Raw genomic sequence first — 25,052 nt, 5'->3', positions numbered from 1 at the left:
TCACCGGCAGGCAAATGCGGTCGGGCTTGCTGATGATTGGCCTTTGACGCCTGCAACCGCTGCTACAGAACGCCCCTACCCGACACGCGAAAACACAGGCCTGACGCGCAACAAAATGGCACAGGCAGCGGCAAGGCCGCCACAGAGTCAATAATCCAACAGCTCGGACGGCTTGGTCACAAACGTGCCGGCACCATGGGCCACCAGGAAATCCCTGTCGCGAAATCCCCACAGCACACTGATGCAGGGCAAGCCGCTGTTGGCAGCCGTGGCCACATCGACATCGCTGTCGCCGACATAAACCGCCCCATGCTTGCCCACTCCCAGTTGCCTGAGGGCCTCTTCTACAGTGTCGGGGGCGGGCTTCTTGCGTATTCCCTCACGCTCGCCTATGGCCACCTCGATGCTGTCGCCGAAGAAATGGCGGCACAGTTCCTGTGTGGCTGCATAAAACTTGTTGCTTACCACCGCCATGCGCTTGCCCCTGCGCTTCAGTTCTGCAAGCATGTCGGGCACTCCGGGGTATGGCATGGTGGTATCGAGAGAGTGAACCATGTAGTGGGCCCGGAAATCGGCCAGAGCCTTTTCAAACTTAGGGTTGGCAGCCCCTCCGGGCACAGCCCGCTCCATGAGCACCCTCACGCCGTTGCCCACAAACCGGCGCACGTCGTCAAGGGTGTGCTCGGGCATGCCGTTGAGCCTTAGCGCATGGTTTGTGCTGGCGGCCAGGTCGGCCAAGGTAGACAGCAATGTGCCGTCAAGGTCGAATATATATGTTTGATACTCTTTCATCGTCTGCTTCGTGTTATCATCAATTTTAGTTTTTCATTAAATTTCACATCGCCCACCAACCGCTCTATGTCGATGTGCATGCGGTATGACCAACCGCCAAACGCGCTGCCGGGCACATTTATCCGCTCTGCCCTTGTGTCAGGGTTGTGAAGCCCGGCGTCGACAGCCAGCCAGTCTTGCAGGGCCATGATGCACATCATCGACGGGCAATACAGATGGCGGGCTATCACCTCCTCGGCTATGAATGCCGGCATCTTGAGCGGCGCACGACCGTCTTTTTGCAACATGGTTGCATAATATCTCTGCGTGCGCTCGGGGTTTTCTTCCCACCACAGCCTCATCGGGGCCATGTCGTGGGTTGAAAACGTTGCCACACCACGGTATTTGTTGGCGTTGAGATGGGCAAACTCCATGCCGGCCTGCTTAGGCATCGACTGAATCTCGAGGTCGAGGATGCGCAGTGCGTCGAGCACCGGCCCGACACAGTCGGGAATGGCCCCGAGGGTCTCGGCGCAAGCCAGCATGGCGGTTCCGCCCGTTATGGCGGCGAGCACCTTCATGCCGCGCCATCCCCAAAACGCATTATGGCGCTGCACAAAATAATTGCCATACAATCTCATGAACGACTCGCGGTCGTCATCGCCGAGAGCCTCGAACACGGGTTCGCGGTAGGCGTATATCCGGGGATGGTAGCAGCCTTGGCGGTGGGCGTCTTCCACAAAGAGCACATCCTCGAGCAGGCGCATCAACCCGTCGCGAATCCACAGGCTGTTTTCGTCGGACTTGCCTTCAAAAGCCCTGGCCACCTTGGCCTGGGTGTCGTATTCAGGCCTCAAGTCGTATATGTTGTACCCCCGGCCGACGAGGAAGTTGTCGCGCACATACTGCGCATGCAGTCCGAAAAGGCGGTCGAGCACCTTGTCGTTGACAAATGGCTTGGTAAACAACACCTTGCGGAACCGCAGTCCGAAGCGCTCTATCTCATCGGCCGTAAATGGCAACGACGGCGAGAAATGGCCCAGGCGGCCCGACAATGAGCCTGCGGGAATCTCCCAGATGCGGAAAAAGCCAAGAACATGGTCAAGGCTGAAGGCATCGAAATATGCCGACATGCGGGCCAGGCGGTCGCGCCACCATCGGCATCCGTCGGCCATCATTGACTGCCAGTTGAACGTGGGGAAGCCCCAGTTCTGCCCGTTGGGCCATTCGGCGTCGGGCATGGCCCCGGCCTGCGAGTCGAGGTTGAACAGCCCGGGATGCACCCATGTCTCGACGCTGTTGCGCGCCACGCCTATTGGTATGTCGCACATCAGGAACACACCGTTGGCCCGCGCATAGTCGGATGCGGCCTTCAGTTGGCAGTGGAGCAGATACTGTACGAAGAAAATATACCTGGCTTCGCTGCACCTTTCGGCACAGAAACTGTCGACGGCCTTCTTGTCGTATTCACCAAACCCGGGCCACCGGCTGCAGTCGGTAGAAGAATTGGCCTCACAGAGCAGGCAATAAGCAGCATAGTCGGCCAACCAATGGTGGTTGGCATCCACAAACTCACGATATCCGTCGGAACTGGTTATCGCGCTGCCAAACTCGTTGTAGTACATGCGAAGAAACGAAGACTTGACGCGCCACACTGCCTGGTGGTTGCTCTCGCGCATGGCATTGAGCTCCATGCGCTGCTTGTGAAACGTGACCATGGCCGCCCTGTCAGGCAAATCGCCCAGGGCATCGATGTCAACATATTCCGGATTGAGCGCATTTACAGACATTATGTCGTAGGGGCAAACGGCCATCTGGCCCGTGAAAGCCCCCGTATCGTTTACGGGCAACGTGCGTATAGCCTTCATGCCCGTTGCCACGGCCCAGTCTACCAGCAGCTTCAGGTCGCCAAAGTCGCCTATGCCGTAAGAGTGGGCACTGCGCAACGAGAATACGGGAACAGCCACGCCGGCCACCCGCCACATAGACTCGCACACCCTGAGCAGCCCGCCGTCGCACACGGTTACTTGCCCGTCGGCACTCTGGCTGCTGTCCAAAGTCCTGTTGTTGCCTTCTTCCCAAGCCACGAAATCGCCGGTCTCTTCGTTGACAACCACAAACTTGTATTCGAGCTGCCTGTCTATTCCAATGGCGTTTACGGGCAGCATCCACATCGTTTGTCCTGAATACTGCATCTTGAGATAGCGCGATGTGCTCCAATTGCCAAGCACGGGGTGGCTGCCGCACAAGGCCACGGCCTGGCCTTTCGACAACTGTGGGGCCGACACCGAAAACAATATGGTCTTGCGGAACAACGCCACGTCGAGTGGCACAAACCTCTCGCCCATGCTTCCATGCACAGTGGCAAGATATGCGCTTGTATATAGATGTTGCTGCAGCGGTATGTCACGCCACGAGTCAAGCATCACGTAATCGTTTGATGCGTGGTAAGGTATGATGCGCGGAATCAGATTCCACTCCTCCCTAAGCACATCGCCATTGTTGTTGCGCAGCTGATATGCATACTTGAACATGGTGACCGGATGGCGACGCGAGTCAATGGCCGACGTCTCTACCGCCCAGAGGCACCCGTCGGCAGTGTCCATGCGGACTTCGCTCCTACGCGACCGCCCGTCTGAACAGACATACTCTATGACGACAAACAGGCTCTCACCCCACTCTGTGAGATATTTAAGACTAAATCGTAGTTTCATCACTCCATCATCGTTTCGTCAATGCAAAATTACGAAAAAAAACAACTTAACGGCAATCATATATAAATAAAAACTCAATGGCATGGGCTTTTTTAGCTTAACCGGCAACCTTGTGCCAAATAAATTAGCATGACAAGGAGCGCTTGCAGCATCCGCCACATTGCAGCTTGCCCTATTACGCTGTGCAACAGCACGGCCGGCAATGGAAATATTGGGCAGCAATGGCAGCAAAAAAACCGCAAAACATTTCCTCGATTTTGAAAAATGGTGTATCTTTGCCGCGTTAATCAATCTTCAGACACATGAAATCAAAGAAATCAAGGCTTTACCTTTATACAGCCTTTGCGTGCATATTATTGATAATAGGCGCGCTATACTATTACTTCTTTTCCGATTTCTCGAACAAAGAAACGGTGCAATACGTTTATATCGATGATGATGACACACAAGACTCCGTGTTTGCCAAGCTGGCCGACGTGGCCAACTATCATTCGCTAACCGGCTTCAGGACTCTGGCCCGCCACAGCGAATACGGACAAAACATACACACCGGACGCTACGCAATAAACCCCGGCGAAGGGGCTTTCATGGTGTTCAGGCACATAAAGAACGGCGTTCAGTCGCCAATAAGCCTCACTATACCCGAGGCACGCACAACCGAACGACTGGCCAAACTGCTGTCTGGCAAGCTGATGATTGACAGTGCCACGATAGCAAAGTCACTCAAAGACTCGGCTTTCTGCGCCAAATACGGTTACGACACAACAACTGTAGTTGCGCTGTTCATACCCAACACATACAGCATCTACTGGAATGTGAGCATGGACAAGTTTATGGAACGCATGAAAAAGGAGCACCGCGACTTCTGGAACGAAGAACGCAGGCAGAAGGCCGAGGCCATGGGGATGAATGCCGTGCAGGTGGCCACGATGGCAAGCATCATCGACGAGGAGACAGCCAACAACGCCGAGAAGCCCATGATTGCCGGCATGTATTACAACCGCATAAAGGCGGGCATGCCCCTACAGGCCGACCCGACCATCAAATTTGCATGGAAAGACTTTGGTTTGCGCCGCATTTACCACAAGTTGCTGTATATCGACAGCCCGTATAACACGTACAAAAACACCGGACTGCCCCCCGGGCCAATCAAGGTGGCTTCGATAGCCGGCATAGACGCCGTGCTCAACCACGTTGACCACGACTACCTGTATATGTGCGCCAAGGAGGATTTCTCGGGAACGCACAACTTTGCCAAAACGTATGAAGAGCACTTGAAGAATGCGGCCAGGTATTCGGAGGCGCTGAACAAAAGGGGCATAAAGTGAAAGGAGACCTCGTTGCCAGATTGCATGGCTGAGACATACTTTCGGTGCAGATTGTCATGACCATGCAGGCTGGGCTTACCGTCTGGGCATGGCGGTCACGCCAGGTTGGCAGTGGGCAGGGCCGAGCCTATGGTTGCCGCCCGTGCCGGTGGCACGCCTGCCCGAACACAGTCGACAACCGGGCCATTAGCGCACGGCGTCAGGCTGGCCCCGACCCGCGTACAAGGCAAGCGCAATTGGCGGCAACGCCAGAACCACATAATTACAAAGGCAAAAAAACAATGGCATAGCCACGGCGCTGTGGCTATGCCATTACAAAAATATAATTACACTTTAATGAAACCATGTCCTCGCTATGCGGCGAAAGAACAAACGTTACTTGTCTTTGTGCTTGTTCTGACGCTGAGGACGATTGTATCTGTTCATCATTCTTCTGTGAAACTTGTCTTCGGCCTTAATGACATCAAACAGCTTGCTGGCCGGTATTATGGTCATCATCTTGTTGTGATACGTCTGTTGAATTTGCTTTAAGTCGAGCTCCAGGCGGTCGCGCTTTTCTATTGCCTCGCGGCATCCCTCCTCGTCAGTCGGCTTAACACGCCCCACCCGGCGCATCCTGCTGAACACGGCGCGCTGCTTCTTCTGCATCTCGTCGTAGACAGGAAAGAACTTTGCCGACTCCTCGGGCGTCAGGCAAGCCTCCTTGACGATAAACTGCTCCATGTCGGCTTTGAACTTCTCGGGTGAGAATTTGGGGCGCTTGTCTTGCGCATGTGTCTGCATGGCAACCACAAATGCCATCAACAATATGAATATACTACGCTTGCTAATCATAATTACTAAATATCTTTAACCATAAAATAGAATGTCATGGCCTTCCATGGCCTTTACTCAAAAGAGGCATCTGTGAGATACGCATAGATGTCGGCGTTGTCAATCATCATGTAATCGGCCACAGCCTCATCATAACTATCATAGCTGGCCGACTGAGCATCGGCGGCCACGCTGCTGTCTGGCGCGCTTACGCCAACATTGCCACTATCGGCAAAATACATAACAGCGCCAAACATACCGATGCAAACACAAGCAGCCGTACATATCCAAGCCCGCAACCGCAGCCTGTAAGTCCGTGCTGTACGCACCGGAGCTGCATCGCGATCGGGCAAATTGGCCATCACCTGCGAGGCCAATCCTTCGAAATAGCCTTCGGGAACACGGAACGGGTTCTCTTTGCCTGCCCTACTTCTGATATATTCTTCTCTCTCCATCATGATTTATCCTTTATGTGTTTGACGCATAAAGGCACTGATGGTTTAATCATGCAATTTAAAATAGTCGGTTATTTTCTTCACTGCGATATGGTATGAGGCCTTCAGTGCCCCTTCGGAAGTAGACAGAATCTTGCTTATCTCGCTGTATTTCATGTTTTCAAAGTAACGGAGATTGAAAACAGTACGCTGCACGTCGGGCAACTGGGAAATGGCTTGTTGCAACATGGCCTGGGTCTGATCGCCATCAAAATACTTGTCGGCAAGCAGCATGTTGGCAACTCCCGTATCGGCATCGTCGGCACTTACCGCATCCATGTTTTTCTTCCTGCGCATGAAATCCAGGCTTTCGTTTATTGCTATCCTGTAAAGCCACGTTGAGAGCTTTGAGTCGTTGCGGAACGAATCGAGGTGACTCCAGGCCTTGACAAATGTGTTCTGCATCACGTCATTGGCATCTTCGTGGGTCAAAACAATACGCCTGACCTGCCAATACAACTGCTCGCTGTATTGGCGCACAACTATTTCAAAGCCCTTACGTTGTGTTTCGGGCGCTGACAATAGCCTGACGATCTGCTTCTCATCAATTGTTCCCACTTGCTTTATTTTTTGACGCCCGGGACAACCAAAGGTTTAATGTTGTTGAAAATCACATCATCAAACCCATAGATGTCATTGTATGTACACAAGCGCCCGTCGGTATCAGCAAACATTGTGTAGTAAACGATGTACAACGGAACGCACGGCTCTACCTTAAGCGACCTTACAAGCGAGGGTGCTTCGCCGTCGCTGTCGTCTACATAACGCTGTCCCCGCAAGGTTGTCGGCGGAATCCCCATTGATATACGCAACTTGTCAAGCTGCCATTCGTCGACGTCGCCAAGCAAGAACTCGGCCAGCGCAAATGGCTCCTGAACCCTCACGCAACCATGGGAAACGCTGCGGATGTTGCGCGTGAACACCCCTTTGCTCGATGTGTCGTGCAAAAACACCGAGAAATCGTTCGGAAACCTGAAGATGATTCTGCCCAGCGAATTGCCTTCGCCACCCTCCTGCACGACACGGTAGTCGCCACTCTCGAGCATTGACGTGGTGACATCACTCTGCGCCACCCGCTCGCCCGTCTTCCGCTCTACCACATAATACCTGTTCCTGGCAAAGTAAGCGGTGTCGGTTGCGCGCGGTGCTATATCCTTACGGATAATGCTCATCGGTATGTTCCACACCGGATTGACATCCATACGGTTAATGCAACTCGACAGAAGGGGCGTCTTGGTCTTGCGCGTACCGCAACCTATGCGCATGTCTATGGCCTTGCCTTCGCCGTAAGCGTAGAGATGGAATGCCGGTATGTTGACTATCACTCTTTTGTTCACATCCTGCAAGCCATCGGCCATGCGCCACCTGCAACGTTCCATGTTGCAAATCACTGTGTTACGGGCGCTGCCCGAGGCCAAGGCGAGTTGCTTTTTGAGCTGTGAATACAAATAAGAATCGGGTTCAATCTTGTCAAACAGCATTCCAAGCTCATGCCCCCTAATACTGTTCAACACATGCTCTACGTCTTTTTTACCCGGGTGTTCGATGTCTATGTCAAACAACTTCTCGAACCGGGGAGTGGCAGAGTCCGACGAATCGTCGAGCGTATCAAGATGGTTGAAAAGGTAGGTCGGGTTGACAAAACCATAACGCATGCCTATATAATACCTCATGCATGCTCGGGTGAGGTTGTATTCCAAACGGGCGAACACATGGCTAATGATATTGACAGAATCGTCAAACTCGAGGTTGCGCACCTTTTCGAGGTCCGACTCTATGGCGTCTACGAAAAAAGAACGCTCGTCAAAGCCGACATCTGCGACTGTCCTTAATACCGACAGCAGGGTGTCTGCACAACTATCCACCCCGCTGCGATCTATCCACAGATAATCTCCTCCGGCCAAATAATAGTTGTTCGCAAACCTGTCTCCGGCAAATTCAGGCTTAAAGGAGTAGCACATACTCTCCACCTGATGCCTTATTTCACTATTACGCAAAGAAAAAACAGGCGTCCTCAAACCTGAAAACGCCTCGATGGTAATATCCTTATTAGTATTCTCGGGCCTGTCGCTGCACGCGGAAAAGAGAAAGGCAATTATGCATGTCAGTATCAACGAAGTGACACTTTCCGTACGACCTTCCCTATCTTCAAGATATAACAACCTTTAGGAATATTAAGTTCAACACGTTGCGATTGGCTTTCTATCTTTACTGATGCCACTTTTCTGCCTGTAAGCGAAACGACTTCGAGCACCTGCCCACTGGCCCCGGCAACATTCAAAGTCATACCATTCACAGTAATGTTTATGTTGTCGGCATCCATCTGCTCTTGAATGTCTGGATCATAATCCCAAGCTGCGACCGTAAGCGGACATGTCACAGCGCACATGATGATAAATGCCATTGCCAATATATATCTTTTCATAAATCTCTGCCTTTTGTTTGCAAATATAATATTTTCCTTGCAAACTACAAAATTTATTTCGGGAAAACACAATATTATGGCAATTCATACGTTGAATATGGCCATTTCTTTTGCCAAAAAGGCATTGGCAAAGATACTTTTCGCCTCTTCCAGCAATATGCTTTCGTCATTATAACGTGCCGAGAAATGCCCCAGAATCAGTTGGCCGACATTGGCATCCCGGGCCACCGTGGCGGCCTGCGACGCTGTGGAATGGTAATACTTCTCGGCATTTTTCTTGTTGTCCTCTCCATAAGTGCTCTCATGGTAAAGTGTGGTGACGCCTCGCAATGCCTGGCTCAGCTGCGGCATATACTTTGTGTCGCTGCAGTAGGCATAGCTCCTGACAGGATCTGCAGGGGTTACCAACCTTGAGTTCGGAATGACGTCACCGTCTTCCATCACCCAGTCCATACCGTTCTTTATGTTGTTAATCTGACTTTCGGGTATGCCGTAATAGTCAATCATGTCTCTTCTGATATGTGGCAGCGTTGGCTTTTCCTTGAACAAAAAGCCACAGCAAGGCACACGGTGGTTCAATGGTATCGTCTCAACGCTTAGGCTTCTGTCGTCGTATATTATTGTTTTTACCTCCGTATCCAACGGGACAAACCTTACCTCGTAACCCAATCCGCCACAAAACGTGTCAATCTGTGCATAAAGCATGGATTCGAAATCAGATGGCGCATAGACATTTAGCGGTGCCGTACGGCCCAACATGCCCAAGGTGGATATCAGGCCTATCAATCCGAAGCAATGGTCGCCATGCAGATGCGATATGAAGATGTTGTTGATTTTGGTAAATCCAAGCCTGGAACGCCTCAACTGCATCTGGCATCCCTCGCCGCAATCTACCAGAAATAGCTTGTCTCTTATTTCAACCACTTGCGAAGATGCATGATGGCGCAATGTTGGCAAAGCACTGCCACATCCCAATATGTGAACTCTAAACGGCAACATACATTTGACTTATCTGTTCTATCGAAGTGTTCCCAAGGGCAATCGCCTGTATCCGTAAACCACGCCGGCGCGCTTCAAGTGAAGCGAATCGGGCCCGATGAATGATATGTCAAACGTGTCCTTTGACAGCAACAGCTTGCCATTCAATATCTTCCATTCCGTGCGTGGTGTCTGTTCCTTAACGCTGCTTTTGACAAGTCCGCCATCGCAAATCTCAAAAGACTCACGTATGTTCGCCCATTTGCCGAGCAAAGACGTGATATTTATAACCTTGCTTGCCACAAAACCTTCATCTTTGTCAGTCACACCGACAACAGCCATCCTGTCACCGACAGACAATCCTCCGACGACATTTCCTTTGCTGTCGGCTGCCGACAACTGGCAAGAGACTGTATCGCCATTGTCTGTTATCAGTTCGAGAGTATTCATGGCCGTTCCCAAGCCGCATACGCCATATACGGTTGAATCAACCTCCACTGCAGCCTTGGGAATCTGGTTAATGACTAGATTCTTTTTTTTCTCGCCCCGACACCCTGACAGCAGCGCCAAAGCGAACATGCATTTAACCACAACAGATACTCTCATAAGCCCAGAACAAATTTTTTCTATTGTTTTTTCTCGTTTTTCTTTGCCTCATTCCACAAATCATCCATCTCGGCAATGGTCATCTCAGTCAATGGCTTGCCTGATTTTATTGAATGATCCTCGATGTATTCGAAGCGCCGGATAAACTTCTTGTTTGCATTCTCAAGGGCTGTATCAGGGTTGAGATGATACAAACGCGCCGCGTTGATTACGCTGAAGATAAAGTCTCCGAGCTCTTCCATAGACCGCGCCTTGTCTTCCTTACGCAATTCTGCCTCCAGTTCGCCAAGCTCTTCGCGCACCTTTGACCACACATCACCTTTGTCTTCCCAATCAAAGCCGACGTTTCGTGTCTTCTCTTGTATGCGATATGCCTTTATCAGCGATGGCAGTGCAGCGGGTATTCCGGACAGAACCCTCTTGTTGCCATTCTTTTCCTTAAGCTTTATCTGCTCCCAGTTTTCAATCACCTGCTGCGCCGTAGACACAGCAGACTCCTGCTTTTGCCCTGCAGCGTCCTCACCGTAGGGCAACGGTTTTGGTTCGGGCGCTCCAACCTGCGAAGGGTGATAGACATGCGGATGGCGGAAAATCAACTTGTCGGCAAGCCTGTTACATACATCAGCCACATCAAACTGACCCTTCTCATCGGCAATCTTGGCATAAAAACACACATGAAGCAAGACGTCGCCCAACTCTTTACAGATGTTAGGCTCATCTTCGTTGAGCAAGGCATCGCACAACTCGTACACCTCTTCTATTGTATTGGGCCTGAGACTTTGGTTTGTTTGCTTTCTGTCCCAAGGGCATTCAACGCGCAGCGTGTCCAATACGTCAAGCAGACGCCCAAAGGCGTTCATCTTCTCCTCTTTTGTATGCATAGCAAATATTTAATGTGCAAAAGTACTAAAAATCCATGGAAAATTATTACTTTTGCATCGTTTTTATTCTGAAATTTATAAAACATACAGATATGGAATTAGCAAGCAAATACGAACCACAAGCCGTTGAGGCCAGATGGTACAAGTATTGGATGGACAACAAGATGTTCAGTAGCAAGCCAGATGGTCGCGAACCGTATACCATTGTCATCCCCCCACCTAACGTTACGGGCGTTTTGCACATGGGCCACATGCTGAACAACACCATACAGGACATTTTGGTGAGGCGCGCCAGGATGGAAGGGAAAAATGCCTGCTGGGTTCCTGGCACCGACCATGCGTCGATTGCGACAGAGGCCAAGGTCGTAAACAAGCTGGCCGAGCAAGGCCTGAAGAAATCAGACCTTACCCGTGACGAGTTTCTTAAGCATGCCTGGGATTGGACGAATGAGCATGGCGGCATCATATTGAAACAATTAAGGAAGCTTGGCGCGAGCTGCGACTGGGACAGAACGGCATTCACTATGGACGACAAACGCTCTGAAGGCGTTATCAAAGTGTTCTGCGACCTGTACAACAAGGGCCTCATCTACCGTGGAGTGCGCATGGTCAACTGGGACCCAAAGGCCCAGACGGCACTCTCCGACGAGGAAGTGATATATAAGGATGAGCATTCCAAGCTTTACTACCTGCGCTACAAGGTGGTAGAAGAGCCAGGCCGTTACGCCATTGTGGCAACGACACGCCCGGAAACCATCATGGGTGACACCGCCATGTGCATAAACCCAGACGACCCGAAGAACCAATGGCTCAAGGGCAAGCACGTCATCGTGCCTCTGGTAGGGCGCGAGATACCTGTCATTGAAGATGAATATGTCGACATCAACTTCGGTACGGGATGCCTTAAGGTGACGCCTGCGCACGACATCAACGACCATGCGTTAGGGTTGAAGCACCATCTCGACACAATAGACATATTCAACGACAACGGGACAATAAGCGAAGCTGCCGGCCTTTACGTGGGCATGGACCGCATGGATGTGCGCAAACAGATTGCCAAAGACCTGACCGAAGCCGGCCTTATGGAGAAAGTGGAAGACTACAACAACAAGGTGGGCTTCTCCGAACGCACCAATGTGCCTATAGAACCAAAGCTTTCAACCCAATGGTTCCTCTCGATGAAGCACTTTGCCGACCTTTCGCTGGAGCCGGTCATGAGCGATGAAATCCAGTTCTATCCTCCGAAATACAAGAACATCTACCGCCATTGGTTAGAGAACATCAAAGACTGGTGCATCAGCCGACAGCTATGGTGGGGCCACCGCATACCCGCATACTATTTCACCGACAGCGAAGGCAAGCGAGATTTTGTTGTTGCGGAAAATGCTGAGAAGGCCCTTGCGATGGCAAAGCAAAAGAACCCGTCGCTGACACCGGCCGACTTAGTGCAGGACGACGACTGCCTCGACACCTGGTTCTCGTCGTGGCTATGGCCGATATCGGTGTTCGACGGCATCAACAACCCCGACAATGAAGAGATAAACTACTATTATCCCACCAGCGACCTGGTCACCGCCCCCGACATCATATTCTTCTGGGTGGCCAGGATGATAATGGCCGGATACGAATACCGTGGCCAGCTGCCGTTCAAGCATGTGTATTTCACCGGCATTGTGAGAGACAAGTTGGGACGCAAGATGTCGAAGAGCCTTGGAAACTCCCCCGACCCGATAATGCTTATCGACAAATACGGGGCCGACGGTGTGCGCATGGGCATGATGCTTTCGGCACCTGCAGGCAATGACATACTGTTTGACGAGACACTGTGCGAGCAGGGCCGCAACTTCAACAACAAGATATGGAACGCTTTCCGCCTCGTCAAGGGATGGGAGGTGTGCGAGGGCGAACAGCCCGAAGCCAACGCTATTGCAGTGAATTGGTTTGCCGCCAAACTCCGCCAGACCAACGCTGAGGTTGACGACCTGTTCAACAAATACCGCATATCCGAGGCATTGATGGCCGTCTACCGTTTGTTCTGGGATGAATTCTCCAGTTGGTACCTTGAGATGATCAAGCCTGCTTACGGACAGCCGATAGACTCTGCCACACTCGACGCAACGCTTAAGTTCTTTGAGACGCTGCTGAAAATGCTGCACCCGTTCATGCCTTTCATCACCGAAGAATTGTGGCAACACATATACGAGCGCAAGGACGGCGAGTCGATTATGCGTGACAAACTTGAGGTAAGCCCGATGACGGATGCCGACGCCAAGCTGCTTGCCGACATAGAAAGCGTGAAACTCATTGTCAGCGGCATACGCACGGTAAGGAACCAGAAAAACATACCTACCAAAGATGAGCTCAACCTCCAGGCTGTAGGGAGCAACAAGTATGCCGCTTACAACTGCATCATAGCCAAGATGGCAAACGTTGGTGCGATAGACGTGGTAAACGAGAAAGACGCAACAGCCGCAACCTTCATGGTGGGCACCGACGAGTTTGCCGTGCCTCTTGGCAACATGATTGACGTTGAGGCCGAGATTGCAAAGCAAGAAGCCCAGCTCAAGCACCTTGAGGGCTTCCTGGCCGGCATCAAGAAAAAGCTTTCCAACGAGAAGTTTGTGGCCAATGCCCCCGAGGCTGTTGTGGCCATGGAGCGCAAGAAGCAAAAAGACAGTGAGGAAAAGATTGCCGCTCTGAAAGACTCACTGGCCGCACTGCGTGGCAAGTAACATGCAATGACAATGGCAAAATGAGTGCCCGGCGCTTTGCCTACCCACATTAACCAGAGCCCCCGGCAGCCTTTATTAGGCTGTCGGGGGCTCTTTCTTATTGCATAATGCTTTACACTACGTATGATTGCAACAGGCGTCACTGACATTCCCGCCACAAATGCCTATGGCAAACCCACTCATTCATGCCACCGGAATCGCCATTTCCTCAATTTGCGCAATGCGTCCGCCAATGTCACCTCTGTCCATCCGTCCTGCACCAACGAGCTGCAAAAGCCCAGTTGCTCACCGGCCAACACCATTGCATCATCGCCGGCCACGGGCACCGGCACATCAAACTCAAGTTTATCGTGGCTTACCACCGAAGCCACTGCGCCGTGGCAATCATACCAATACTTGGCTACAGCCATCACACTCGCTTCCGATGCACAACCGCCAAACCCGCCAAACGGAATGTATGCAAATATCTCCCATGGGTTTCTTACGGGTATCATGGCCAGAATCACAGGGTAAGTCATCTGCGTATCATCATTCCAATATGGCGGACGACCTTGCCCGTCAATGACAAAGCCCAGGTCATTCCCGTCGCCGTCAACCATATTGCCTGTTTCGGGCACCAATGGGCCGCTTTCGGCCGCCAGCCCTGAAAACAAAGCCTTGCCATCGCCGGGAGTCATCGACAGCACCTTCTCTCGGTAACGCCTTACACTTTCAATGTCTAACTCATATTGATCAGCACCGGCTTTCGCAGCCCCGGAGTTTGATATCAGTGCATCCAACAGCTTCTCATCAACGGCAACAAGCACAGGAAAGTATCCCTCGCGCACGCCCAACCGTCGCTCATAACCGTATGCCGACGCAATTGGGTCGTCGTCTTTAAACGATGGAAAGTATAGGCACGGGCAGTCCAAATATGCCATCAATGCCTTAGCCAAAGGCGAAGGCTCGACGGTATGCTCATCATAGTCCTGATTCTGCCAGTGCTCGAAATGCCTCTCAATGGTTGAAGCCATGTCCTGGTAATAGTCGTCATCGAAAGGAATGAAAAGGTATGCCTCGTCCTTGAACTCATCAGAGTGGTAACGTGCAGGGCCGAAATATGCCAGTGCATAGTCGTCTATGTCCGACGGGAAATGCGGGGCAAACACATCCCCGTAATAATACCTTGCAAAAGCCATGCCTTCTTCATTGAATAGTGAAACAGTAAGGCGGCCCCCGAGTTCGTCGCGAACAAACGGACGCAAATCTGCAAACGCCAATTCTTGTTTCACGCTGTTTATCATCGCGCCGTATTCCCGCGTAAACGCCTCACTCATCAGGTCGTTCTCAACACACCATCTCAGGTATATGGCCAAATGGTTGTAAGCCGTAATTTCCTCTACCGGCAGGTTCTTTTCATGCAGAGTTTCCAGATGGCGGGCAGCGTCGTCCATAAGAATGTCTTCCGAATCAACTGCGTCCGTCATGCCATCGTCCGATTTCTCGTAGCCAAACTTTATTGTCATTCTGTCGGGCAACGCCACTCCCGTGCTCCTGCTCACGGTCATCTGTTCGTTCTTCGTTCGACCGATGGTCTCGCCATCATGCAATTCTACATCACATTCAATCACATACGACGCCATGTTCACAAGAAAATCACGCACTTCCGATGATGACAGATGCGAATCAAGCACTTCCATCTCGTCTTTACCAAAGGCACCCATGCCCAAGGTGTAGGCGCAGATCCCGGCCTTGCCTTTGTATGTGCCTACCCAAATCCAGCATTGAACAGGGAGCTCATCGCCATCTACTGCCCCGGCAAGGGCCGAATACTGTTGCGGCTCGTAGGCAACGCCGTTTGGGCAAATGGCTGACACGTTGGGCAAATGGCAACAGACGTCCATCAGCCCGGCGTACAGCCGGCCACACTCCAACAATGATTCTTCATTGGCATAAACAGATATTACTGCGTGGGCCACATGGCTTTTGGCCATCTCAACCGCCAACGGCCATTCATCATTGCGCCGGGCCATGCCAACAGCCTCGTCTTGTGGAATCGGACAATGCGACACCGACACAGCCACACGGATGCCATCCACTGTAAACATGTGAGCGGCATCGCCGTCGCCGGTGCACGGCTCTACAATGTGCCCCTTGTCGTTCACCCCACGCAAGAAGTCCTCCCGGCTCCAATCGGGCACAGAAAGCATGGCCTTGCCCTCAAACAATATCGATTCCGCCACGGTGTCTCCGGCCATCTGTTCCGCATCTGTCTCCAACGGGTTTGCACAACCCTGGTCGCCGCCATCGGCATCGTCGCCTGCGTCTTCCACGAAACGGCCTGTTTCATCACGATAGAACACCTTGCCGTATTGGCTTCCCAGCAGCCCGATTATGTCAGGGTCGAAGTTGCAAACAGTGTTTAGCGGATAATACCTCAACTTGCCCTCGTCATCGTCATCGTTGTCATTTGCGAAGAACACCCATCCGCTGTTCCAACCACGGTCAGACTGCAACGGCCGCTCACGGTAGCAATACCCCACCTTCATGCCTTCGACAACAATTCTGTCGCTGGCCATGCACATGTCGGCTTCGGCCCAGTCGTTGAGCAAGGGCCTTATCTCAATCGTCGGCACGAGGCCTTCATGCAAGCTGTCGCCGTCGCCGCCACTGCGGGCTGTCCACTCTTCAAAACGCCTGTCAATTACTTTTGCCATGTCTTGATAATACCTTTCAGACCATGGCAACAGCAGGTAAGAAAACTCCGAGGCGGCGGCTCCGCCATTCCCTTCAGCCTCTATCAAGCCGTCGGCGTATGCCTTGATGTCGTCTATGTACTCGTATGGGGTTGAACGGTTTTCAAAATTGTACCATTCGGTGAAGCGGGTTCCCTTGTGATCAAGGCTCAACGATGTAAGTCTGCCGCCGAAATCGGGGTCGTCGCGCAGCAACATCCTCAAGTCGGGGCTGTGGCCCTGCCTTACGGCGTCGGCCACATCGTTGTACTTGAAAAGAAACGGACGGCTCATCAGCCCGCGCTCTATGCACCAGCGCAGGTAGATGGCGATATGGTTGAAGGCGGCCAAAGGCTCAATGTCAAGACTGTTGTCGGCAGCAATGCGCATGTGCTTGTCGGCATTGTCTATTTCCGACGGGTCGTAGCCCACCGTCTCTGCGTCGGCAACGGCATTAGCCCTCAGCGGGTTGATTACTTCGAGCAGATCGTCGGGAAAACAGTCAAGCATACGGTCAACGCCTTCCTTGGCGGCCAGTGCCGACTCTTCTGCATACAGCGGAATCACCTGCATGAATTCCACCTCGCCGCCGGCATTCAGCTCCCTCGTAAAAGACTCCTCACCGAATACGCCCGGCGACAGCCAGATGGCGGCACAGAGCTTGGTGCCTTCACAGAAACTGCGTGTTTGGTCATTGACCTCGCCCCATTCATACGGCGTGCGCTGCCTGATGGCCAGGCGCGCGCAAGCCAGCAACAGCCTCACCGGCCAGTAGCGGCTCTCGTCGCTCCAGTCGCCGCGGTTCATGTCCCAGTCGGGCGGCAGGTTTATCAGCAGTTCCTGACGGCAAGCCTCTCCTTCGCTGCCAGGTGTGTTGCCCAATGCGTAATCGCTCATGCCAAGGGTCAGCAGCGTGTAATAGTCGTGTTTCTTTCGCGGCTTTACCACCACTACTTGCAACGGGATATCGGGTTCGGACACTTCGCTGAAGCATTCTGCGGGGTCACCGAAATATCGGGCTATGTGCTCCACCACTTCTGCCCTTGTGCCCTCTTGCGGATTGGCCACAGCCTCCCAGGCATCTTCTGTCACAGGAGCGGTGTCTGTCAAGCCAAGCAGGTTAAAGACATTGACCCGATTCGGATTTACGAGATAACTCAACCCGGCCAGCTCTTCCAACAGTTTTCCGGCCCCATGCTTGGCTTTATAGTCTAATTCCTCAGGGTAAACAGGTATCAGCTGATAGAAATTGACCAGCGAGCCCGACGGCAACCTGCAGTTGCCACCTCCCTCGCCCACTCCCTGCAAGTGTATCACCAAGGCCGCAGCCAACTTGGTATTGGCGGCAAAAGGGCCATTGTCAAAGCTCAGCGTATGGCCCCAGCCTATCCACGCATTGTTGGTCAGCAGGAAGCGCACGGTGTCTTTGAGCATACGGACAGGCCAATACCAGGCGTTGTCGGCAAGCGACTCGGCATCAAGTTTCCAGTCTGCCGGCAACGATATTGCCAATTCGGCCCTCTCGAGGTGCTCGTCGGCCAGATTGTCGGGCACATTCATGACATGCGCCCCCATGCCCATGGTCACCAATGTGTAGCAACTGTTGTCATCGGTCGGGGGGATGATGCAGATGTCTACCGTGAGCCTGTCGGTGCGCGCCCCCAGGAACACACTGTCATACTTGCCCAGAAAGCGCTCGATGTGCTTTCTTACGGCCTCGGCTTCTTCGCCGGTGTAACCCTTGTCGGGCGCTGTTGCCGCCTGTCTGCCGGTGGATGCGCCGTCAGCCGGAATGCTGGCTGCGTCGGCTTGCCCAGCATCGTGGCCATCGTTGCCGCAGCCTTCCTCCGGCTCCGACAAACTGTATATTTCCCCATTCTTGCGAAAATCGGAAAGGTAGAACTTGCGTCCGGGATACCGACTGAGCAGAGCCTTAAGTTTGTCAAAGCAGGCTTCCACATCGAAGACAATCAAGTCGATGTAACAATAGTCGCGCCCCATGGCTCCGCCTATCACACGCCCCAGCCCCTCGGGGGCAAGCACGTCGTTTTCTATCATGTCTTCAAGGTCGTGGCGGAAGCTGAGAGCCTCATTGACCGAATCGTCGCCGCCATCCGCTCCAGCAGGAAATGCGATGAAGGCTGCATGTGCCCCGAAACCGTTCAAGCGGTCGAATATGCCCGTAGAGCCTGAATAATACTCTGAAACCAAAGGCATGAAGCAGGTGGATCCAACCGTCACGTCGAACCGCAATTCATTGCTCTGCTCCGGCGTTCGCATGTATGTGGCATAAGAATCGGCCGGACTTTCCACAAACTTGCGCCCACCGGCCTCAACGGTTTCTGCCATGAGCCGGCGCAGCTCGGTCAGCCTCACCATGCCATCGGCAATGCCCTGCGCCAGCTTCACATCATTTATATACAGACAGGCGACGCCTTCGCCGAGCATATTGTCCAGCATCAGCATGAACATGCCCATGCGCTGTTCCGCCTCCAACGCCACAAGACTCTCATTATAGAATGATATGGTGAAACAATTGCCGCCTTTGTCATAATCGGCCGCAACCCATACATCGTCCATATACACCTCCTTACCACCCATGCGCAACGAAAAAGAGCCGCCTGCTGATTGGATGAAAGGCTCACCCCGCCATTTGTTCTTCAGGCTGTCGGGCATACGCGATGTGACATAAGGGTAAACATGAAACAACTCGTGGGCGCCACTCACGGAGAAACTGAACTCATGGTCGCCTCCGATATTGAAAAGAACATCGTCGCCCAGCAAACGCGTTCCACCTGCAATGAAGTCTACCTTTTCCGCCACCGCTTCGGCATCACGTTTTTCGGCGATGCCAGCCAGCTGCTCTTCGTTGGCAGAAAACCACTGCCAGAAATCGTCGGCCCGCTTCCTCAGCGGCAGATGTATGTTGCAAAACCTGATAAAATACAACGTATCGCCTTCGCCGGGCCTCATCCTGTCGGCCACCTTGAAATGCTCCAATGCCTCGGCGTACCTGTCCATGTAGAAGAGGGCGTAACCTATACGGAAATGCCATCTCTCATCGTGCTGCCCCTCGTCGGCCACCGACTTAAGCAGATGGTAGGCCATCTGGTATTGTTCCACATTGTTGTATGCACGGGCAAGCAAGCTGACTGTTTCGAAATCACGCTCTTGCTCTGGCATTTTCTCCAGCAGATCTATTATGCTGTGATGGTTGTCTGCATCATGCCAAAGCTCTACCAGGCGTTTCAGTTTATTGTCCATATTTGTGGTGCTGTATGTTGGTTAATATTCTATTAAATGCCTTAAATCGGGCAGACTGTCCATCGGCTCCAAATATCGCTCCTGCCACTCATGGCCGTTGATGATGTAATAGCCTAAGTAGCCTCTGGTTATTTCCAGGTTGCAAGTGTCGCCAACCATTACCGTTTGGGATTCGCTGCCGGTTGCGGTTAAGGGATATGTGATGTCATTTCCTACAAAACGCAACAACAGGATATGCTGCACGCTTCGCCCCGCACGCTTCATATAGATATCAACGACCACGGCTTTGTAAACATGGCTTTGAGGGCTTCGCCATGCATAGTTGATCCCGAGGAACACGAGCCAGACAAAGCTGAAAAACAACACCCCAGCCAATACCCCGAGAAACAGATGCAGAATCCATAAGCCATTGCCGACAGTGTTTTTAAACCACGATCGGAACAAGGCCGCAATGCCAAACGCGAGGCAGACAAACCAAAAGGCATAAGAAGGCACTGAAACCATTGTGCGGGAGTCAAGGAAGATGTTGGCAAACACCAAAACGGCAATTGACAATACAGACAACGCCAAGCCGATTTTGGAGCGCAGAAATGCACTGAATCGCAAAAGCCAATCAGCCCGGCGGCTTGGCTTTTGCGCCTTTTTGCGCGATGTGCTTCTTTTTCTGTTATTGTCTGCATTGCCCATAACCGGCATTCTTTACCCCATGGTTTCAAGTGTGTGCGCCGGCCGACAAACCGTAAGCATGCAATCACTACCTTGCAATATGGCACATCCTCGATTCTGACGCCCGGATTTTGCAAAGACAATGAAAACGTGAGTAATGCGAGCTCGCTTTAATATACACGGGCGCAACATATCTTTTGCAAATATACAAATAAAATCATTATATCTACATGTAGTTTCAAAAAGTGTTGAATATTTACGAAATAAAGAACCATCACAGGCAAGTCGAAACAAGCATTGTGTAAACAATTAATGCAACGAGGGGCCATGTGCCGAACTGCCTGACGGCCAAATGGTTGCAAAGCCGAGGCAAGCCACCGCGCGAAACAGGCTATTTGGCAACGCAAAACAGGCCCCGACGCCATGCAACACGTGCCGTTTGGCAACACGAAACGGGCCAAAGCAGCGCACCATGACCGCGATGTAAACAATCAGGACATCGACCGCGACAGCCGGCAACTCGCGGCTGGCAAAAGCGCAAAGCGGCGGGCGGGCATTGGAAACACTGCATACCGGTGTGGAAAACCAATGCACACAAACCACAATATTGGCATGGAGCATTATCAGGTTTCACTTTTTTTTTGTAAGTTTGCAGCATGATAGATTTCCCGATAGCAAAAATCAACCTGGGGTTAAACATCGTCAGACGGCGTGCAGACGGCTACCATGACCTGGAAACCGTATTCTACCCCATCCCGCTGAAAGACGCGCTGGAAGTGCAAACGATGGACGAGGGGTTCCCGTCGGCCACCGACTGCGACATAAAAGTGACTAACATAAACATCGAAGGCAACGAACAAGACAACCTGGTGGTGAGGGCCTACAACCTGATAAAAGAGCGTTACGACCTGCCGCGCATACACACCCACCTTTACAAAGGCATCCCTACGCAGGCAGGCATGGGAGGCGGGTCGAGCGATTGCGCATTCATGATAAAACTGCTCGACAGGATGTTTGCCCTCGGCATGGGCGACACTGAAATGAAAGACTATGCCACAAGGCTCGGGGCCGACTGCCCGTTTTTCCTGATGGGAGTGCCGGCATACGCCGAAGGCATAGGCGAAAAGCTCGAGCCGATAGGCCTCAGTCTGGAAGGGCTGACCATAGGCATTGTCTGTCCGCACATCCCAATATCAACGAAAGAGGCTTTTTCGCGGATAAAGCCCAGGCAGACAGAAGTGAAATGCAGGGAAATAGTGATGCAACCGATAGAAACGTGGCGCTCGAGGCTCTCAAACGATTTTGAAGAGGGGGTGTTTGCCCTGCATCCGGAAATTGGCCTCATAAAGCAAAAGCTATATGAGCTCGGCGCAGTATATGCCTCGATGAGCGGCAGCGGCAGCAGCGTGTTCGGCCTGTTCCGCAACCCTGTCGACTTGACAGGCCTGTTCGGCGACGCATTTGTATATACGGCCAAATTGTGAAGACTGGCTGCCACAAGGGCATAATGAGGCACGGCGAGGCAGTGGGTCGCCCCCATGGGCAGGCGGCAGCTACACGCACGGGCAGGCACGACTGGCCTTACGGCTAAAAACGGCGATGCACCACAACTGTCTCTACATACGAAACCATCATGCGGTGCACCGCCGGAAAACGCCGCGAAGCAACAGCAACCGAAACCATCGGGCCGACACCATGGCGCAGGGCCGGCCACCCATGGCGCACGCCGCCGCAACTCGGCTAATTCAACAGCAAGCCGTCGCCGGGCTTAATCTGATAGTCGGGCGAAAGACGGTTCATCTTGTACAGATACTTTATGCGTATGCCATACAACTGGGCTATGCTATACATCGACTCGCCCGGGCGCACATAGTGTATGCGCCCCCTGAACTCCTTTGGCACGCGCTTCTTTTTCTTCTTCAGATAAACAATGTCGCCTTCCGAAAGCACGGCATCGCGGTCGAGCTCGTTGTATTTGGCCAACGAACGGGCAGACACGTCAAGCTCTTCAGCAAGGCTGTTGAACGTGTCGCCACGGCGCACCTTTATGTAGTAATTGTCGTTGAATGCATATATGGCGTGCAGTATGCCGTTGACAGCCTGGTCTTTGGCGTGGCGGGCAAAGAACTTGTCGTAGCTCTTGGCCGTATCGTAACGGTAAAGCCCGTAAAGCTCAATGATGTTGATAAGCCGGTTGGCATACTGCGGATTGGTGGCATAGCCGGCAGCCTTCAAACCGCGCGCCCACCCTTTGTAGTCGGTTATCTTGAGCCTGAAAAGATTGCTGTAGCGCCGCCCGTTGGCCAAAAACTTTGAGTGGTCTTCGTAGCTCTCGTATACATTCTTGTAAGCCCTGAAGCACTCGTTTGGCGCATCGTCGGTATGATATGTCTTTGCCCCCCGCCAACCGTGGCACTTTATGCCGAAATGATTGTTGCCGCGGCGGGCCAACTCGCTCTTGCCGGCGCCCGATTCAAACACCCCCTGGGCCAGGGTTATGCTGGCAGGGATGCGGTATTTCATCATCTGCTCTATGGCCAAATCCTTATATTGGTCAAAATATTGTTGGTAGCTCTGGTTCCACTTCATCTGTGCCATCATCGACACTGAAAGAGAAAGCATAAGCAGAGTGATAAATCGACGTTTCATATAAAGAACTATATTTTCGTGCAAAAATACTCAAAACAATCCATTTACTACAGCATTTTTATTAAATTTGCGACAAAATTAGGATTATTATGGAAGAAAGAGTACTCAAATCGACAATAAAGGTCTGCCAGACAAACGAGCTGTCGGAAAGCGAGCAGCACCTTGTTTCGCTGGCCATCAAAGCCACCGAAAACGCTTATTCGCCATATTCGCATTTCAGCGTGGGCAGCGCCGTCTTGCTGGAGAACGGCAAGGAGATAACAGGCTGCAACCAGGAGAACGCTGCTTTCCCCGTAACGATATGCGCCGAACGCTCGGCCCTGTTTGCCGCCGGGGCCCAATACCCCTCAACACCGGTCGTGGCCATTGCCATAGCCGCGCGCAACGCCGACGGACTGCTGGCCGAGCCGGTGACGCCTTGCGGCAGTTGCAGGCAGGCGCTGGTGGAAACCGAATTCAGGCATAAGCGCAAAATACGCATACTGCTCTATGGCACCAGCCACGTGTATGTGATAGACGGAATCAACACGCTGATGCCGCTGTCGTTCACCGACGACCAGATGTAGCACCCTCACGCCCGAAATACTGATAGCATCCCACGTCTGGTGCCTGCCCGCGCTCACGCCCGTCACGGTCGAGCGGACAGGCATCGATGGCTTTTGCACGCCCGCGCGCTGTTGAAAGCGAGTCGAGGTGGAAGTCGTAATACAGGTTGTCGGTGTCTATGTTGACAAAATGGTCGGTGCCTTGGACGGTGTCCTCGGGCACTTCAAAAACCACATTGACAAACTTTTCAAGCAATAGTGAGTCGCTGATTGTTGGCGTGCGCAGTATGCAATCGTAAAACCGGTAATTGAACGCAACGAGCGTGTCGCCCGTTTCGCCCATCATCTCATCGCTTGCATAGCCGGTGACGAGCGAATTGCGGCATTCCATCTGGTGCAACGGATAGTCGGCCTCGCCATACCTGTTGGCGAAGCGCAAAGCCACGCCACGCTGGGCATCAAACGGATAAAACTGGGCAAGGGTGCAATACAAGACAGACGCCTTGCCGCCATAGATGGCCATGCAATCGCCAAGGGTGTTGGTTATCTGGCAGTTTTCGGCCTTTATGTATGCATTGTATGCCTTAATGCCTGCCCCTCTGCAATTGTGTATCGTAACATTGGCCAACGAAAGGCGCGGCGAAATGGAGTCGTAAGCCGCCGAATCGCACACTATGCCGTCGGTGGCACTGTGTATGTCGGCATAAGCAATGGTGTTGCCCGTAGACGAAGGACGGAACCGTATGCCCTGCCACTGCCCGCTCACGCGGTCGTAAGGCAGGTAATCAAACATGCGGTCGGTTCGGTCGCCGCGCAACACGACGTCGTTGCCGGCCGACCCGCTTATCACCAGACGCCCGTAGACATCGATTCCGGCATCAGAATGAAAATAGAGCTTGGTCGGGGCGGTGACCGTTAGCGTGGCGCCGCTGTCAACCGTCAGCCCGCCATACACCACGACAGGCTTCGACGAGGCTATCGTTGTGTCACGGCTTATCACAACGTTGCGGCACAGAAGGGCATCCCAGGAATACGCACGCAAGTTGACGCGCTGCTCAGTGCCGCTCTCAAGGGTGAAAACGAGGTTGTCTTCCACCAGCTGGGGGTCGGAAGAGTTGGTAAGCGACGACGTGAGCTCAACAAAAACACGTATGCTGTCGCCCCCCCTTACCTCAAGGTCGCGCACAAGGCTGCCCATGGTGTTGTCGAGATATGTGCCGTCTACATTCACGCGGAAACCGCTCTGGTTGCCACGGGCAAGGCGCACCTGGCTGAGCCGCAGGCCATCATCGTTGTGATTATATACCCAAAAGGTGTATGTAGACGTTGGCACGGTACTGAAAACCGTATCCAGCGACACCGTATCCTTAGAGAAACTGAGGATTGACGACGGGTTGGTAGTGAACGAGTCGTTGTCGTCGCACGAGGCGAACACAACGAAAACCAACATGATATGACAGAAAAATAATAGC

Annotated in this window: 19 protein-coding genes; 4 read left to right on the top strand and 15 right to left on the bottom strand. The window is 52.6% G+C overall.

The features are described from left to right. Nucleotides 1–147: 147 nt before the first annotated feature. Complete coding sequence (locus M3089_RS05770; RefSeq protein ID WP_249082381.1) at nucleotides 148–792, bottom strand: HAD family hydrolase; 645 nt, start codon at nucleotides 790–792, stop codon at nucleotides 148–150. Next, a complete protein-coding gene (locus M3089_RS05765) occupies nucleotides 789–3,485 on the bottom strand; it encodes a 4-alpha-glucanotransferase (RefSeq protein WP_249082380.1) in 2,697 nt (898 codons plus the stop codon). The genes M3089_RS05770 and M3089_RS05765 overlap by 4 nt, the downstream gene beginning before the upstream one ends. 302 nt (nucleotides 3,486–3,787) lie before the next feature. Here M3089_RS05765 and mltG point away from each other — a divergent pair, with 302 nt between their 5' ends. After that, on the top strand, nucleotides 3,788–4,813 hold the full coding sequence (gene mltG / locus M3089_RS05760) for an endolytic transglycosylase MltG (protein WP_205107746.1): 1,026 nt from the start codon (nucleotides 3,788–3,790) through the stop codon (nucleotides 4,811–4,813). A gap of 375 nt (nucleotides 4,814–5,188) precedes the next feature. Here the strand turns inward: mltG and M3089_RS05755 are convergent, their stop codons facing one another. The 8 genes from M3089_RS05755 to mazG form a co-directional block, all read right to left on the bottom strand. Next, nucleotides 5,189–5,647: a hypothetical protein gene (locus M3089_RS05755; protein ID WP_249082378.1), complete on the bottom strand. Its 459-nt coding sequence runs from the start codon at nucleotides 5,645–5,647 to the stop codon at nucleotides 5,189–5,191. Nucleotides 5,648–5,700: 53 nt separating this feature from the next. After that, the gene (locus M3089_RS05750) at nucleotides 5,701–6,084 is read right to left on the bottom strand and encodes a hypothetical protein (RefSeq protein WP_249082376.1); all 384 of its coding nucleotides are present in this window, start codon (nucleotides 6,082–6,084) and stop codon (nucleotides 5,701–5,703) included. Between the two features lie 42 nt (nucleotides 6,085–6,126). Further along, nucleotides 6,127–6,678 carry an RNA polymerase sigma factor gene (locus tag M3089_RS05745; RefSeq protein WP_249082375.1) on the bottom strand — a complete coding sequence of 184 codons (552 nt, stop codon included), beginning with the start codon at nucleotides 6,676–6,678 and terminating at the stop codon, nucleotides 6,127–6,129. 5 nt (nucleotides 6,679–6,683) lie between these two features. Continuing rightward, complete coding sequence (locus M3089_RS05740) at nucleotides 6,684–8,081, bottom strand: L,D-transpeptidase family protein (protein ID WP_249082373.1); 1,398 nt, start codon at nucleotides 8,079–8,081, stop codon at nucleotides 6,684–6,686. A gap of 149 nt (nucleotides 8,082–8,230) precedes the next feature. After that, complete coding sequence (locus M3089_RS05735; RefSeq protein ID WP_239483467.1) at nucleotides 8,231–8,545, bottom strand: T9SS type A sorting domain-containing protein; 315 nt, start codon at nucleotides 8,543–8,545, stop codon at nucleotides 8,231–8,233. 84 nt (nucleotides 8,546–8,629) lie between these two features. Beyond that, the gene (locus M3089_RS05730; RefSeq protein WP_249082369.1) at nucleotides 8,630–9,544 is read right to left on the bottom strand and encodes a ribonuclease Z; all 915 of its coding nucleotides are present in this window, start codon (nucleotides 9,542–9,544) and stop codon (nucleotides 8,630–8,632) included. Between the two features lie 18 nt (nucleotides 9,545–9,562). After that, entirely contained in the window at nucleotides 9,563–10,129 is a 567-nt protein-coding gene (locus tag M3089_RS05725) for a lipocalin family protein (protein WP_249082368.1), read from the bottom strand. Nucleotides 10,130–10,149: 20 nt separating this feature from the next. Then, on the bottom strand, nucleotides 10,150–11,010 hold the full coding sequence (gene mazG, locus M3089_RS05720) for a nucleoside triphosphate pyrophosphohydrolase (RefSeq protein ID WP_249082365.1): 861 nt from the start codon (nucleotides 11,008–11,010) through the stop codon (nucleotides 10,150–10,152). A gap of 92 nt (nucleotides 11,011–11,102) precedes the next feature. On the opposite strand from mazG, the gene M3089_RS05715 reads away from it, so the two are divergent. Beyond that, nucleotides 11,103–13,742, top strand: coding sequence for a valine--tRNA ligase (locus tag M3089_RS05715; RefSeq protein ID WP_249082362.1), 2,640 nt, complete (start codon nucleotides 11,103–11,105; stop codon nucleotides 13,740–13,742). Between the two features lie 179 nt (nucleotides 13,743–13,921). Here the strand turns inward: M3089_RS05715 and M3089_RS05710 are convergent, their stop codons facing one another. From M3089_RS05710 to M3089_RS05700, 3 genes are all read right to left on the bottom strand, one after another. Further along, on the bottom strand, nucleotides 13,922–19,720 hold the full coding sequence (locus M3089_RS05710) for an immunity protein Imm33 domain-containing protein (RefSeq protein ID WP_249082360.1): 5,799 nt from the start codon (nucleotides 19,718–19,720) through the stop codon (nucleotides 13,922–13,924). Nucleotides 19,721–19,741: 21 nt separating this feature from the next. Continuing rightward, nucleotides 19,742–20,407 (bottom strand): hypothetical protein, encoded by a 666-nt coding sequence (locus M3089_RS05705; RefSeq protein WP_249082359.1) that lies wholly within the window; start codon nucleotides 20,405–20,407, stop codon nucleotides 19,742–19,744. A gap of 288 nt (nucleotides 20,408–20,695) precedes the next feature. Further along, entirely contained in the window at nucleotides 20,696–21,007 is a 312-nt protein-coding gene (locus tag M3089_RS05700) for a hypothetical protein (RefSeq protein WP_249082357.1), read from the bottom strand. Nucleotides 21,008–21,042: 35 nt separating this feature from the next. Here M3089_RS05700 and ispE point away from each other — a divergent pair, with 35 nt between their 5' ends. Further along, nucleotides 21,043–21,870, top strand: coding sequence for a 4-(cytidine 5'-diphospho)-2-C-methyl-D-erythritol kinase (ispE, locus tag M3089_RS05695; RefSeq protein WP_249082356.1), 828 nt, complete (start codon nucleotides 21,043–21,045; stop codon nucleotides 21,868–21,870). A 256-nt stretch (nucleotides 21,871–22,126) separates the two neighbouring features. On the opposite strand, the gene M3089_RS05690 is transcribed toward ispE, so the two are convergent. After that, nucleotides 22,127–23,035: a glucosaminidase domain-containing protein gene (locus M3089_RS05690; protein WP_205107722.1), complete on the bottom strand. Its 909-nt coding sequence runs from the start codon at nucleotides 23,033–23,035 to the stop codon at nucleotides 22,127–22,129. An 89-nt stretch (nucleotides 23,036–23,124) separates the two neighbouring features. Here M3089_RS05690 and M3089_RS05685 point away from each other — a divergent pair, with 89 nt between their 5' ends. Then, nucleotides 23,125–23,601: a cytidine deaminase gene (locus tag M3089_RS05685; protein ID WP_205107720.1), complete on the top strand. Its 477-nt coding sequence runs from the start codon at nucleotides 23,125–23,127 to the stop codon at nucleotides 23,599–23,601. Here the strand turns inward: M3089_RS05685 and M3089_RS05680 are convergent. Further along, nucleotides 23,582–25,030: a right-handed parallel beta-helix repeat-containing protein gene (locus M3089_RS05680; protein ID WP_249082354.1), complete on the bottom strand. Its 1,449-nt coding sequence runs from the start codon at nucleotides 25,028–25,030 to the stop codon at nucleotides 23,582–23,584. The two genes, M3089_RS05685 and M3089_RS05680, sit on opposite strands and share 20 nt — an antisense overlap. Nucleotides 25,031–25,052: the final 22 nt, after the last annotated feature.

Source organism: Marseilla massiliensis (assembly GCF_023336985.1).
Taxonomy (GTDB): domain Bacteria; phylum Bacteroidota; class Bacteroidia; order Bacteroidales; family Bacteroidaceae; genus Prevotella; species Prevotella intestinigallinarum.
The sequence above is the reverse complement of the archived record's forward strand: the minus strand, read 5'-3'. Positions and strand labels throughout refer to the sequence as shown.